A 13,793-nucleotide genomic window follows, 5' to 3' on the forward strand; every position below is an offset into this window, starting at 1 on the left:
AGATCATGGTTAAATTCTTTATAAACAGGCCTATATTCGCTACAGTACTTGCTCTGATTATTGTAGTAGCCGGGATAGTAACATTAAATATACTACCTGTTGCCCAATATCCCGAGATCACACCGCCTACCGTACAAGTATCAGCTTTTTATCCGGGTGCTAATGCAGAAACGGTGGCACAAACCGTAGGTCTGCCTATCGAAAAACAAGTAAACGGTGTAGACGGAATGTTATACATGAGTTCCAATTCCTCAAGCTCGGGAGCTTATTCTCTCACCATAACATTTGCTGTCGGAACAGATATTGACATGGCCACCGTCATGGTACAAAACCGGGTAAGTATAGCCCAGAGCAGTCTGCCCGAAGCCGTAATTGTACAAGGTATTACAACAAAAAAACAATCTTCCAACATTGTCATGTTGCTTACATTAAGCTCCCAGAAGCCTATGTATAACGGACTTTATTTAAGCAACTACGCACAATTAAACCTGACAGATGAATTAACGCGTCTTCCAGGCATAGGTTCGGTAAGCGTTATGGGAGCCGGCGATTATAGCATGCGTGTATGGCTGGATCCGGACGCTATGCGTATCCGCAACCTGACTCCGGAAATGGTATTCCAGGCTATTTCTACCCAAAACACACAAGTATCAGCCGGATATGTGGGTCAGCCGCTTGCCAATGCAAATGATCCGTTTCAATACACATTAACTGTTCGCGGACGCCTGACCGATGCTCAGGAGTTTGGAAATATTATTTTACGAACTGAGGATGGAGGAAAAATTCTCCGTCTAAAAGATGTAGCCCGTATCGAGCTGGGTAGTTCATCTTATAATGTCGTCTCTAAATTAAACGGAGAAGAAAGTGCTGCAATTGCCATATATCAGCTACCGGGCTCTAATTCTTTAGATGTGTCAAAAGTAGTAAAAGCCAAAATGCAACAATTGGCCTCCAATCTTCCCGAAGGCATAGAGTACCAGGTAACATTGGATACAACAGACGTAATAGATGCCTCCATACATGAAGTACTTATTACATTCATTGAAACAACTCTGTTGGTAGTATTAGTGATCTTCCTGTTCCTGCAAAATTTCAGGGCTGTAATTATTCCATGTATCACAATACCTGTTTCATTAATAGGAACACTGGCTGTTATGTCTGCATTAGGATTTTCTATTAATACGCTGACATTATTCGGTCTTATCCTTGCAATTGCCATCGTTGTAGATGATGCCATTGTCGTAGTAGAAAACTCCACCCGTTTATTAGACACTGGCAAATACACACCCCGTGAAGCCGTGACAGAAGCAATGAGAGAAATAGTAGGCCCTATTGTCGGCGTAGTTCTTGTTTTATTGGCTGTATTTATTCCTACTACTTTTATCAGTGGCATATCAGGGCAGCTTTACAAACAATTCGCTTTGACTATTGCATCGGCAACAGTATTAAGTGGAATCAATTCACTCACATTAACCCCGGCATTATGTGCCTTATTTCTGCAGCCAAGCCCGAAAGAATCAAAATTCTTCCTTTTCAGAGGATTCAACAAACTATTCGGTAAGACTCAAAAGCTATATGACAACGTAGTTGGCCATTTCCTGAAAAACCAGGCAGTTACCCTATTCGGTTATGCTGTTATCACGTTTATAGCAATTATGATGTTTATTAAATGGCCCAGCAGTTTTATACCGGAAGAAGATGACGGATATTTCCTTGTTGTCGCTCAATTACCTCCTGCAGCCAGCCTGAATCGTACTGAAACTGTTGTCAAAAAAATCAATGACATATTAAGCCAATATCCGGAAGTAAAATCATACGTGAGTGTTAGCGGCTTTTCCATCATGGGCGGTGGAGAACAACCTAATGCGGGAACCTTTTTCGTTATACTGAAAAACTGGAAAGACCGTAAAGGTAAAGAACACACAGCCCAAGCTATCGTAAATCGTTTCAATATGGAAGCTTCCGGAATACAAGAAGCCCAGATATTTGGCATGGTACCTCCAGCCATACCCGGTCTAGGTGCATCCGGGGGTTTACAACTGCAATTAGAAGATCGTAATAATCTGGGGCCAACCGAAATGCAACATGCAATAGAGACATTAATGGAACATTATCACGAAAAGCCTCAGTTATTAAACATATCTTGCATGTATCAGGCTAATGTTCCGCAATATTTATTGAACATTGACCGCGATAAAGTTCAATTGCTCGGATTGCAACTTAATAATGTATTCTCTACATTAAGCTATTATATGGGAGCAGCCTATGTAAACGATTTTGTAAAATTCGGACATATCTATCAGGTAAAGATAGAGGCAAACGATCAATCCCAGAAAGTAATAGATGATGTTCTCCGTTTAAGTTTGGAAAACAGTTCCGGCGAAATGGTACCGTTTTCATCTTTCACAAAAGTCGAAGAACAATTGGGGTTGAATCAAATTAACCTGTACAATATGTATTCTTCGGCTGCTATAACCTGTATTGTCAATCCTGAATACAGTTCAAACGAAGGAATCAAAGCAATGGAAGAACTGATACAGGAGCAATTAGGAAATAATTTCGGCTACGAATGGACTTCTGTTGCTTATCAGGAAACAAAAGCCGGTTCTACAACCAGTACGATTTTTATATTGGCACTATTGGTAGCCTTCCTTGTTCTGGCAGCCCAATATGAAAGCTGGACAAGCCCGGCAGCCGCCATCATGGGATTGCCTGTTGCTTTGCTGGGAGCCGTATTGGGATGCTTTGTCATGGGAGTTCCTATAAGCATTTATACACAAATCGGTATAATCTTACTGATCGCCCTTTCTGCAAAAAACGGTATTCTTATTATCGAATTTGCAAGAGATTTTCATACTCAAGGCAACACCATTCGCGATTCCGCACTCGAAGCCGGACATGTCCGCTTACGTCCTATATTGATGACCTCGTTTGCATTCGTCTTAGGAGTAATGCCTTTACTGTTTGCCTCCGGTGCAGGAGCAGCCAGCCGTATTGCATTAGGAGCAGCCGTTGTATTTGGTATGGCTATCAATACTATATTTGCAACAGCCCTGATCCCTAATTTCTACGAATTAATGCAGACCATCCAGGAAAAATGGTTTGACAAAAAAGAGAAAAAGTAAAACTACCAAAGAGACCGGCACAAAACAACAATAAGCCGGTCTCTTTATTTAATATATAGTAAATTTCCAAATCATTATACCGCATATTTCAAATAGTATAACTATGTTTGTAGGTCACTTTGAGTTAAAGCTCAAATATTTACAAATAACAAGGAGTAACACTACATATGAAAAGCCTATTAGAGATGTTGAAGGTTGTGGTGATTTCAGTAATAATGCTTTTCTTATCCGATATAGCTTTCGCTGAAAGTTTACCTAATAATAACGAATCCGAAAATAAAACAGACAGTACCTTTTCCTCCCATCGCTTTATTCACAAACTTGGAATAGAAGCCCGTCCGGCTTATATCATTCCGACAAATCCTTTTTTACGCGGAGAAAATGAAACAGGGAAATTAATCAGAAGTTCTATTTCCGCACACCTGAGATACTCATTTCAATTCCGTCCCAACACATATACAGACCGTATCTACGGAGGAGCTTACCAAGGAATAGGACTAGCCTATTACACCTTTAGTGAAAAAAAATATTTAGGTGATCCGTTTGCTGCATATATTTTTCAAGGAGCACGATTAGCCAGATTCAGTCCGCGGTTATCATTCAATTACGAATGGAATTTCGGCATATCTGCCGGCTGGCACCCTTACGACTTCGATTACAACTCCTATAACAAAGTAATCGGTTCGAAGATTAACGCTTATCTTAATGTCAACTTTTATCTTAACTGGAAGTTATCACGGTTATTCGACCTGAATGCAGGAGTCGACCTTACTCACTTCTCAAATGGCAATACCAAATATCCAAATTCCGGCCTGAATACAACCGGTCTTAAAATCGGATTAGTATATAATTTCAACAGAGAAGAAAATTTTCTTTCTAATTCTTCGGATCATCTCAAAATCCCGAAATTTCCACATCATATCAGTTATGATTTACTATTATTCGGATCATGGCGGCGAAAAGGTGTTGCCTATGGCGACGAACAGGTAGCTTCTCCGGAAACCTATCCGGTATTCGGGTTCAACTTTGCACCAATGTATAATATCAACTATAAGTTCCGTGCCGGAGTATCTGTTGACGGTGTTTACGATGGAAGTGCTAATGTCTATACCGAAGATTATATTGTAGGCACCGAACAGCAATTTTATAAGCCCGGGCTTAATAAGCAGTTGGCACTCGGACTTTCCGGACGCGTAGAATATGTTATGCCATACTTCACTGTCAATTTAGGTATAGGTGCCAACGTATTGCATGGCGGCGGCGATTTAAAAGCGCTTTATCAAGTACTGGCACTGAAAATAGAAGTTACCCGAAGTTCTTTTATCCATATAGGATATAATCTCCAGAACTTTCATACCCCCAACTTTTTAATGCTAGGTATCGGATATAGGTTCAACAACAGATATCCAACATTCCACCGTTAGATGACTCTCCAATACACACTATCCGTATAAAATACACCAAAAACGAATCGAATCACAAGTGTGAGTTATATAAATCATACGGATGATCTGTTCGATTCATAGTTATGATCTGATCAAGTCATAATTATGAGTAGAAATACATAAGGAGAACTTCATTAATATCTCATAGACGTTACATTTCTGTAATAGGGTGACATTTTTTATCATATATCAAGAAATCATATTCACGTTGCATTTAATTGCTTTTTGAGAGTACAACGTATCAAAACACCCCGTATATTTGTGTTGTAAAACACATTTGTTAGGTATTATGGTAAAAAGATTGTTTAGTCATTACATTGAATTATTAGGGCGTCAGCCTTGGGCTATTCTGGTTTTACGTGCATGGTAAAATGGGTCAGTCTGAATTAGTAAAATGGGGATATAAAAAATAAGCCCCATTTCTTTAGTTTAAATTTCTATTTTAAATTATATTGATGAGAGGGGTGCAAAAGCATCCCTTTTTTCTTAATACTATGTTAATATATATTTAACCGACAGAAACTTCAAATAACTATAAAATCAGTAAAACTTAATCCCATCTCATTACTCCCCACCAAACAACATTATCCCAAACACATAGAAAATCAAAGCAAATCAAAGAAGCACAAATAAATGCACAAAAAAACTTTAAATCAAATATTTACATCAGACAAAAAAAAGCAATAGTTATATTTTGTTATTCTGTAAACAATTCTCGATAAAGTCAATATTCTACAAACAAAGTTTTACTTATTTTGCATACTATCTAGGAAGGGTAAAACTTTATTGAGGGTAAAATTATGGATACGTTTTCTAACGATAGCCAAGTGCCGTTTAAATACTTTAACTATCATCCTCCAATAAGCGAAGCTTTATATGATATTAATGGAGCAATGATTGATATCAATTACTCCATGAAAAAGAAATACGATATAACGGATAAATCATTATTCTTTTTAAATCATCTTTTTGAAAATACTTTTTTAACCGATCATCAGAAAAAACGAAATGGCAAAACCGAATAAAGCAAATAATAAGCCAACAGACAAGGTTTCCGAAAACCAAACTCTAATGGAACAGGCTTTGCAAAACAGCCGTGCAACATTATACTCATTTGATTTCAATAAATTTAAAACCTGCGACAAAGTGCATTGTAATCAATGCATCCAGCTTTACGGAAGCAAAAATCATCTATTGCAAAAGAATCAATATATCTGTAAATCTTTATCCTCATTACAACAAGCAGAAGATCAAGCCAAATTACTTCATCTTATTAATAAAATAAGAGAAGAAAAGCTTGAAAAATTCACAACAAATTTCGAATTAAAAAATGATAATAGTAAATACTGTAATTACGAAATAACAGGCAAAACCAAAAAATTTGACAACGATGGCAAACCCTGTTTAATCGTAGGATGTATAATAGATAACCAAGAATACATTGAGCACGAAGAAGTCTTGCAAAAAGCCAAAGAAAAAGCTGAGATATCAAGTCAATTAAAATCGGTATTCCTTGCAAACATGACGCATGATATCCGCACGCCATTACACGCAATCGTAGGCTTTGCCGAACTACTTAGTGATGAAATTGACCTGAATTTACGACATGAATACATAAACATAATCAAAACAAACAATGAATTATTGGTTAAATTGATAAATGATATACTGGATATATCTAAAATTGAGTCAGATCTATTGACATTTGACTATGTAAATGTGCCTTTACAACCTCTTATGAAAGACATATACATGACCATACAACTGAAAATGAAAAAAGAAATTGAATTTGTCCTAGATCCTTGTTCCGATCAAACTTTATATATAGATAAAAGTCGATTAAGCCAGGTTCTGATAAACCTGCTTACAAATGCAATAAAATACACTACCACTGGTAATATACATTTTGGCTACAAGTGTGAAGATGGATTCATTCGATTCTACGTAAGCGATACAGGATGCGGTATTCCTGAGGAAGAAATAAAAAATATATTTTCCCGTTTCACTCAAATTGGTATGAATAAAAAAGATGGAGTCGGATTAGGGTTAGCTATCTGTAAAGGGCTAGTTACGAAAATGGGCGGAACAATCTCGGTATGTTCAAAAGAAGGGGCAGGCTCTACTTTTACATTCACTATTCCTCACACAGTAACGGAAAAAGGAATGGCATCTATATAAACAACAGACAACCTCTTATATACTATTGTTTCGTAGGATATGATAAAATATGCCAACTTACTCCGGCACTGATTAAGAAAAGACAAAGTATAATCCACCATTTCTCAATCAAAAAAGCTGTAGTAGATATAGTTGAAAGCCAAATTATACCAACTGATATAACTTTAGAACGCATAGGTATAGCTTTATCTTCTATAAAATTGCGGATATATGGACCAAAATAGCGATTCTGCATTACTTTATTATATAAATATCCGGAACCACGAATGTAAAACCAACATGTCAGAAGCCAAAACGGAGTTGTAGGAAGTAAGGGCACAAAAATACCAATTGCACCCAATATCAAAAAGAAGGTTCCTAAGACAATATAAATAACCCGCCTGGCCCTATTCATTTACTCAACGGTATAATCACCAATTTGTTTGTTTCCATTGAGAAAGTCTGTTACATTCATACGTTTCTTACCTGCCAGTTGTAAGGACAACAAGCGCAAATAACCGTCTTCCACAGCTATATCAATATAGCTTTTCTTATCCGTACAAATAGTTCCTACTGAAATGTCATGATTAACCAAACGCTTTTCTGTCTGATAAATCTTCAATACCTGGCGGGAACCATCCACTGCAACCAATTCCGTCCAAGCAGCCGGATAGGGAGACAAACCACGGATAAAATCATATATCTTCTTTACTGGCTGATTCCAATTAATATGACAAGTATCTTTAAAAATTTTAGGAGCAGGGCGAAGCTCCGATAAATCTTTATAAAAATCTTCTTGCGAAACAACATCAACCTTACCGGCCAACAACAAGTCTACGGTATCCGTCACTAATTTTGCCCCCATTTGCATTAATGAATCATGCACTGTCCCAACATCATCCGTATCTGCAATAGGCAAACGTCTTTGAAGAATAATTTTTCCTGTATCAATTTCATGAGTAAGGAAAAAAGTGGTTGCGCCAGTTTCATTATCTCCATTAATTACAGCCCAATTAATAGGAGCAGCCCCACGGTATTGAGGTAACAAAGAAGCATGCAAATTAAATGTTCCCAACCGAGGCATATCCCAAACAACTTCCGGTAGCATTCGAAAAGCAACTACTATCTGCAAATCGGCATTCCAATCTTTCAATTGAGTCAAAAAAGTTTCATCTTTAAGTTTTTCAGGTTGCAGAACAGGCAAACCTTTTGATTCGGCATATTGTTTAACAGGACTGGATTGCAAAACACTGCCGTGTCTGCCTATCGGCTTATCGGGCATAGTAACTACTCCTACTACATTATAGCCATTTTCCACCAAAACACGTAAGCTCTCCACTGCAAAGTCCGGAGTACCCATATAAACAATACGCAAGTCTTCTTTTCTCATTTTTATTTAATCTCCTGAAAAATTATCAACCAAAACTTCACGATACGAATTAAAAATCTTTGATTTAGACATAAAGCCTATATAATGTCCTTCATCATCCACAACCGGAAGATTCCAGGCTTTTGTATCATCAAAAGTTTGCATTATTTGTTCCATCGGCATACTAATTCGAATTTTAGCAGGTGCCGACACCATAAATTTAGAAACATGAAAACGATTGTAAAGTTCTGGCCGGAACATTATATTACGGATATTATCCAATAATACAATTCCTAGTAAAACCCCTTTTTCATCAATTACAGGAAAAGTATTCCGGGGACTTCGAGCTATCACTTTTACCATATCTCCTAATGACATTTCCGGTGATACCGTTTCAAAATCCCTTTCTATTACATTATCTATACTCAATAATGTTAATACCGCTTTATCCTTATGGTGAGTAAGCAATTCTCCCTTCTGTGCCAAACGCATAGAATAAATACTATGAGGCTCAAACATCAGGATTGTTATATAAGAACTTATAGAAACAATCATTAATGGAAGAAATAAATCATATCCACCGGTAAGTTCTGCAATAAGAAAAACTCCGGTCAGTGGAGCGTGCATTACTCCAGACATTATTCCAGCCATACCTAACAGTGCAAAATTCTTCTCAGATATATACATTGTAAATGGAAAATAATTTGAAGTATGTGCAAAAACAAATCCGGCAATACATCCCAAATATAAACTAGGAGCAAATATGCCACCACACCCCCCCCCAGCATTTGTAGCGCTGGAAGCAAAGACTTTCGTCAATATTATTAATAATAGAAAAAGAATAACTCCCCAATAAGTATCATTCAAATCATAAAACAAACTTTTATCCATTATATGGGAGAATTGCCCGTTTAATAAAGAGCCTATCGTATCATAACCTTCACCATAAAGAGGCGGAAATATAAAAATCAGAATACTTAGCATTACACCTCCCAACAAAAATTTATGCCAATAACTTCCAAGTTTTCTATACATACCCTCTACCCGGTTCATCACACGAGTAAAATAAAGAGATACTAAACCACAAAATACACCTAATAATAACACATAAGGAATACGCTGTATTTCGAAAACTTCCGTTTGAGAAAATTTAAACATAGCCTCTGTACCTGTAAATATATAAGAAACAGTAGCTGCCGTTACGGAAGATATCAGTAGCGGTAATACAGATGTCATTGTTAAATCCAGCATTAAAACTTCTATCACAAAAACAAGACCTGCTATAGGAGCTTTAAAAATACCGGAAATAGCGCCGGCAGCACCACAACCAACCAGAAGCATCAATGTTTTTTGCTCCATCCGAAAAATACGTCCTAAATTGGAACCTATAGCTGCTCCCGTTAATACAATAGGAGCTTCCGCTCCTACAGATCCACCAAAACCAATCGTAACTGAGCTTGCTACAATGGAAGACCATGTATTATGAGGTTTGATACGGCTTTTTCGCTGAGAAATAGCATATAGAATCTTTGTCACTCCATGGCTTATATCATCCCGAACAATATACTTCACAAATAAACCGGCCAACAAAATGCCAATAACCGGATAAAGAAGTAATAAATAATTTACTCCATCCGCAGCAAAATTAGCAGTAAGCAAATGCTGTATTAAATGGATTAACTGTTTTAATATAATTGCTGATGCTGCTGTGCAAATTCCCACGATGAAACTAATAATCAGAATAAAATGTTTTTCTTTTATCCGTTTCTCTCTCCACAACAGAAATTTATAAAATAATCCTTCTTTAGCCATTTTAAATACCTTTGCCTGTAATAACTGTTTTTATTGTATATATCAGAATAGTAATATCCAATACTAATGACATATTTTCATAATATAATATATCATACTTCAACCGCTCTATCATCTCATCTACACTACCTGCATATCCGTATTTTACCATTCCCCATGAAGTAATACCCGGACGAACGTTGTGTAACAAATAATAAAAGGGGGCTTTCTTTACTATCTGATCTATAAAATATTTACGTTCCGGGCGAGGCCCGACAATAGACATATCTCCTTTTAATACATTCCAGAACTGGGGAAGTTCATCTAACCGGTATTTACGCATAAAACGGCCGAAAGGAGTTACACGTTGATCATTCTCTACAGATAATAACGGACCATTATTTTCAGAATCAACATACATAGTCCTGAATTTATACATTACAAAAGGTTGTCCCATATATCCAATGCGTTCTTGTCGATAAAAGACGGGACCAAAAGAATCTCTTTTCACTCTCCAAGCTATATATAAATAAAGAGGGGATAATAATATCAATACCAACACTGATAATACCTTATCCATAAAAAATTTCACATTTTTCTCAACTTGTGAAAAATTATTATCTGTAACGTCAATCAAAGGAATACCGTAAATAGTTTTAATTTTTACCCGCGAAAGAACGTTGGATTTATCTGCCAGCACCTTTATCGGACGTTTATAATGGTAAAGAGAGTACAATATGTCCAACAACTTTTGGCTATCTGAACTGTCTAGCACTACAACCAATTCATCAACAGACTCTTTTTCTATCAAATCAGACAAATCAGCCAACGAACCGAGAATCTGTTGCTGTGTAACTTTAATCGGTATATTTTTATCTTCAGGTATAAACCCAATTACATTATAGCCTAATTTATATAACTCTGTTGCAATATAAACTGCTTTTTCTCCTGCACCTATTATCAGAACATTTAAGGCCCATTCCCTCCGTTTTATTTTTCGTATGCCATTCTGGGTTATTATTAAACGAGGAATATAGGTTAACAAAAACTGAAGTCCAAACAATGAAAAGAATAGTTCGTAATAAATATGAAAAGAACGAGGTAAATCATTCAGTACAAATATAAAGAAAACAAGAACTACGCCAATAAGTACAGTCAAAAAAGTAGAAAACAATTCTACTAAACGCGATTTTCCAAATGGCTTATTATAATATCCGGAAATATAATATAAGAAAATCCAGAAAAATGGAAGTAGAAACTGGCCGCCCCATATATATATATATAACAAATAATCTTGCAGCGTACGAAAACCACCATAAACAGCAACTTCATCGTAACGGAGCAGATTAAACAACAGCCAAACTAATGATGCCGATAGAAAATCCGATATAATATATTTTCCTGCCTGCCAGCTTTTTTTCATTCTATCTGATTACCTGGATAAGTCCTCCCAAACCCAACTTAATAATATTTGACGGCTGTGCCTTACTCATATCATCCTGACGATATTGCACAATATAATCAACTCCATTTTTTATGTCTTCAGAGATTTCACAAAAGTTTGCAGGAGATTTTTCGCCACTCACATTAGCAGAAGTAGAAACTAACGGTTTACGAAAACGTTCACATAAAGCACGAGAAAATTCCTCATTCGTAACACGTATACCAACGCTACCATCCTCTGCCAATAAATTAGAGGCAAGATTCTTAGCTGTAGGATAAATAATTGTTAATGGTTTATCGGCCACATTTATTAAATCCCAGGCAATATCAGGCAATTCGGATACATACATATTTAACTTAGCAGTACTATCAATCAGTACCAGCATTGCTTTATTATCTACTCTTTGCTTTAACTCATACACTTTCTGTACAGCCTTTTCATTGGTAGCATCACAGCCGATACCCCAAATTGTATCTGTAGGATAAAGAATTACCCCTCCGGCCTGCATTACTTCACAGGCTTTTTTTATGTCTTCCTGCATTTTCTTTACATTATTTTGACAAATGTACAAAGGTTTCGCAGACTTCAAAAAAATAATAAGAAAAAAACTATTTTCACTAAGCAGTAGTTATTATACGATTTTTAATTCCTAACTTTACGGATTGAAATATATTGCATAAGTGGTATTTATGCCCAAAATGCATCGATAGCTAGAAAAAAGAAAAAAACAATATATAATGATTAACAGATGGAATTTTCGAACCCCAACAGAAGAAGAATTACATAAAAGAGACGAATTAGTGGCCGAACTGGGTCTCAATCCGGTTATAGGTCTTCTGCTTGTTCAGAGGGGAATTACTTCCGTTGAGGAAGTAAAAAAATTCTTTAAACCCAGTCTGAATGATCTTCATGATCCGTACCTCATGCCCGACATGGATAAAGCGGTCAAAAGGTTAAATAAGGCTTTAGGAAATAAAGAAAAAATTTTAATATACGGTGATTACGATGTAGACGGAACAACTGCCGTATCTCTTGTATATAAATATTTACGCCCTTATTCATCAAGTCTGGATTTTTACATTCCGGATCGTTATGATGAAGGATACGGCATCTCTTACAAAGGTATAGATTATGCGGCGGAGAATGATATATCATTAATCATATCTTTGGACTGTGGCATAAAGGCTATCGAAAAAATAGAATATGCCAAACAGAAAGGTATTGATTTTATTATTTGCGACCATCATATGCCCGATGATGTATTACCGGATGCTGTTGCTGTGTTGGACGCCAAACGAGCTGATTCAATCTACCCCTACGAACACTTATCGGGATGTGGGGTAGGATTTAAACTCATGCAGGCATTTGCCAAAAGCAATAATTTTCCATTTTCAGATTTAGAAAAACTATTGGAACTTACTGCTGTAAGTATCGCCTCTGACATTGTTCCCATTACAGGAGAAAACAGAGTACTTGCCTATTATGGGTTGAAGCAATTAAATTGCAACCCAAGTTTAGGATTAAAAGGTATCATAGACATTTGCGGATTAACAGGAAAAGAAATTACTATCAGCGATATTGTTTTCAAAATAGGACCGCGTATCAATGCTTCGGGACGTATGATGAACGGAAAAGAAGCTGTTGAACTTCTCCTTTCGAAAGACAGTGAATCCGCCAGGGAAAAGAGTGAAAATATCAATCAATATAATGAAGAACGACGGGAACTGGACAAAAAAATAACCGATGAAGCAAATGCTATCATTGACGAATTCGAAAACATGGAAGATCGTAAAGCCATTGTTGTCTATAACCAGGGATGGCATAAAGGTGTCATTGGTATTGTAGCTTCCAGGTTAACAGAAAAATACTATCGTCCGGCAGTCGTTTTAACCAAATCATCCGAATTAATAACAGGTTCTGCACGTTCTGTCACCGGGTTTGATATTTACAAAGCTATAGAAAGTTGCAGGGATTTACTGGAAAATTTTGGGGGACATACCTATGCGGCCGGTCTATCTTTAAAAGAAGAAAATCTGGAAGCTTTTACAGAGCGCTTTCTGCAACTGGCTGCCGATGAAATTATTCCGGAACAAATGACTCCCCAAATTGACATTGACGCCATATTAGACTTAAAAGACATCAATACCAAATTCATGAATGATCTGAAGAAAATGAGTCCTTTTGGCCCAGACAATCAAAAACCCGTATTTTGTTCTTTAGATGTCAAAGATTATGGTACAAGCAAGCTTGTAGGTAAAGACCTGGAACATATCAAACTGGAAGTTATAGACGGCAATTCCAATACACCTATCCACGGCATTGCTTTCGGAATGTATCAATTTAGTGAGCATATAAAAGGCATGAAACCTTTTAACATCTGCTATACAATAGAAGAAAACACCTATAACGGAAATACTTCTTTACAGCTGATGATAAAAGATATCAAGCCGGACGATATATGA

At 36.7% G+C, this 13,793-nt stretch carries 10 protein-coding genes; 5 read left to right on the top strand and 5 right to left on the bottom strand.

All coding sequences use genetic code 11. The annotated features are described in order from the left end of the window. Positions 1-5: 5 nt before the first annotated feature. From C4S38_RS00505 to C4S38_RS00520, 4 genes are all read left to right on the top strand, one after another. Complete coding sequence (locus C4S38_RS00505) at positions 6-3,125, top strand: efflux RND transporter permease subunit (RefSeq protein WP_200817926.1); 3,120 nt, start codon at positions 6-8, stop codon at positions 3,123-3,125. 167 nt (positions 3,126-3,292) lie between these two features. Continuing rightward, the gene (locus C4S38_RS00510) at positions 3,293-4,549 is read left to right on the top strand and encodes an acyloxyacyl hydrolase (RefSeq protein ID WP_103982093.1); all 1,257 of its coding nucleotides are present in this window, start codon (positions 3,293-3,295) and stop codon (positions 4,547-4,549) included. 821 nt (positions 4,550-5,370) lie between these two features. Continuing rightward, the gene (locus tag C4S38_RS00515; protein WP_103982094.1) at positions 5,371-5,595 is read left to right on the top strand and encodes a hypothetical protein; all 225 of its coding nucleotides are present in this window, start codon (positions 5,371-5,373) and stop codon (positions 5,593-5,595) included. Further along, on the top strand, positions 5,579-6,748 hold the full coding sequence (locus C4S38_RS00520) for a sensor histidine kinase (RefSeq protein WP_103982095.1): 1,170 nt from the start codon (positions 5,579-5,581) through the stop codon (positions 6,746-6,748). Before C4S38_RS00515 ends, C4S38_RS00520 begins: the two co-directional genes overlap by 17 nt. A 22-nt stretch (positions 6,749-6,770) precedes the next feature. Here the strand turns inward: C4S38_RS00520 and C4S38_RS00525 are convergent, their stop codons facing one another. The 5 genes from C4S38_RS00525 to C4S38_RS00545 are packed head-to-tail and all read right to left on the bottom strand — an operon-like array spanning position 6,771 to position 11,872. Then, positions 6,771-7,142, bottom strand: a complete 372-nt coding sequence (locus C4S38_RS00525) for a YbaN family protein (protein ID WP_103982096.1) — start codon at positions 7,140-7,142, stop codon at positions 6,771-6,773. Next, the gene (gene fmt, locus C4S38_RS00530) at positions 7,143-8,117 is read right to left on the bottom strand and encodes a methionyl-tRNA formyltransferase (protein WP_103982097.1); all 975 of its coding nucleotides are present in this window, start codon (positions 8,115-8,117) and stop codon (positions 7,143-7,145) included. Positions 8,118-8,123: 6 nt separating this feature from the next. Next, positions 8,124-9,908 (bottom strand): chloride channel protein, encoded by a 1,785-nt coding sequence (locus C4S38_RS00535; protein WP_103982098.1) that lies wholly within the window; start codon positions 9,906-9,908, stop codon positions 8,124-8,126. A 1-nt stretch (position 9,909) separates the two neighbouring features. Beyond that, positions 9,910-11,310: a sugar transferase gene (locus tag C4S38_RS00540; RefSeq protein WP_103982099.1), complete on the bottom strand. Its 1,401-nt coding sequence runs from the start codon at positions 11,308-11,310 to the stop codon at positions 9,910-9,912. A gap of 1 nt (position 11,311) precedes the next feature. Then, positions 11,312-11,872, bottom strand: a complete 561-nt coding sequence (locus tag C4S38_RS00545; protein ID WP_103982100.1) for an L-threonylcarbamoyladenylate synthase — start codon at positions 11,870-11,872, stop codon at positions 11,312-11,314. Between the two features lie 196 nt (positions 11,873-12,068). On the opposite strand from C4S38_RS00545, the gene recJ reads away from it, so the two are divergent. Beyond that, positions 12,069-13,793 carry a single-stranded-DNA-specific exonuclease RecJ gene (gene recJ / locus C4S38_RS00550; RefSeq protein ID WP_099465464.1) on the top strand — a complete coding sequence of 575 codons (1,725 nt, stop codon included), beginning with the start codon at positions 12,069-12,071 and terminating at the stop codon, positions 13,791-13,793.

Origin of the sequence: Parabacteroides chinchillae (assembly GCF_900108035.1) — a bacterium.
GTDB lineage: Bacteria > Bacteroidota > Bacteroidia > Bacteroidales > Tannerellaceae > Parabacteroides > Parabacteroides chinchillae.

Excerpts from the sequence above, each read along its gene's own strand:
- C4S38_RS00520 (WP_103982095.1), top strand. The coding sequence starts at position 5,579 with ATGGCAAAACCGAATAAAGCAAATAATAAGCCAACAGACAAGGTTTCC.
- C4S38_RS00540 (WP_103982099.1), bottom strand. The coding sequence starts at position 11,310 with ATGAAAAAAAGCTGGCAGGCAGGAAAATATATTATATCGGATTTTCTA.
- C4S38_RS00535 (WP_103982098.1), bottom strand. The coding sequence starts at position 9,908 with ATGGCTAAAGAAGGATTATTTTATAAATTTCTGTTGTGGAGAGAGAAA.
- C4S38_RS00515 (WP_103982094.1), top strand. The coding sequence starts at position 5,371 with ATGGATACGTTTTCTAACGATAGCCAAGTGCCGTTTAAATACTTTAAC.
- fmt (WP_103982097.1), bottom strand. The coding sequence starts at position 8,117 with ATGAGAAAAGAAGACTTGCGTATTGTTTATATGGGTACTCCGGACTTT.
- C4S38_RS00510 (WP_103982093.1), top strand. The coding sequence starts at position 3,293 with ATGAAAAGCCTATTAGAGATGTTGAAGGTTGTGGTGATTTCAGTAATA.
- C4S38_RS00525 (WP_103982096.1), bottom strand. The coding sequence starts at position 7,142 with ATGAATAGGGCCAGGCGGGTTATTTATATTGTCTTAGGAACCTTCTTT.
- recJ (WP_099465464.1), top strand. The coding sequence starts at position 12,069 with ATGATTAACAGATGGAATTTTCGAACCCCAACAGAAGAAGAATTACAT.
- C4S38_RS00505 (WP_200817926.1), top strand. The coding sequence starts at position 6 with ATGGTTAAATTCTTTATAAACAGGCCTATATTCGCTACAGTACTTGCT.
- C4S38_RS00545 (WP_103982100.1), bottom strand. The coding sequence starts at position 11,872 with ATGCAGGAAGACATAAAAAAAGCCTGTGAAGTAATGCAGGCCGGAGGG.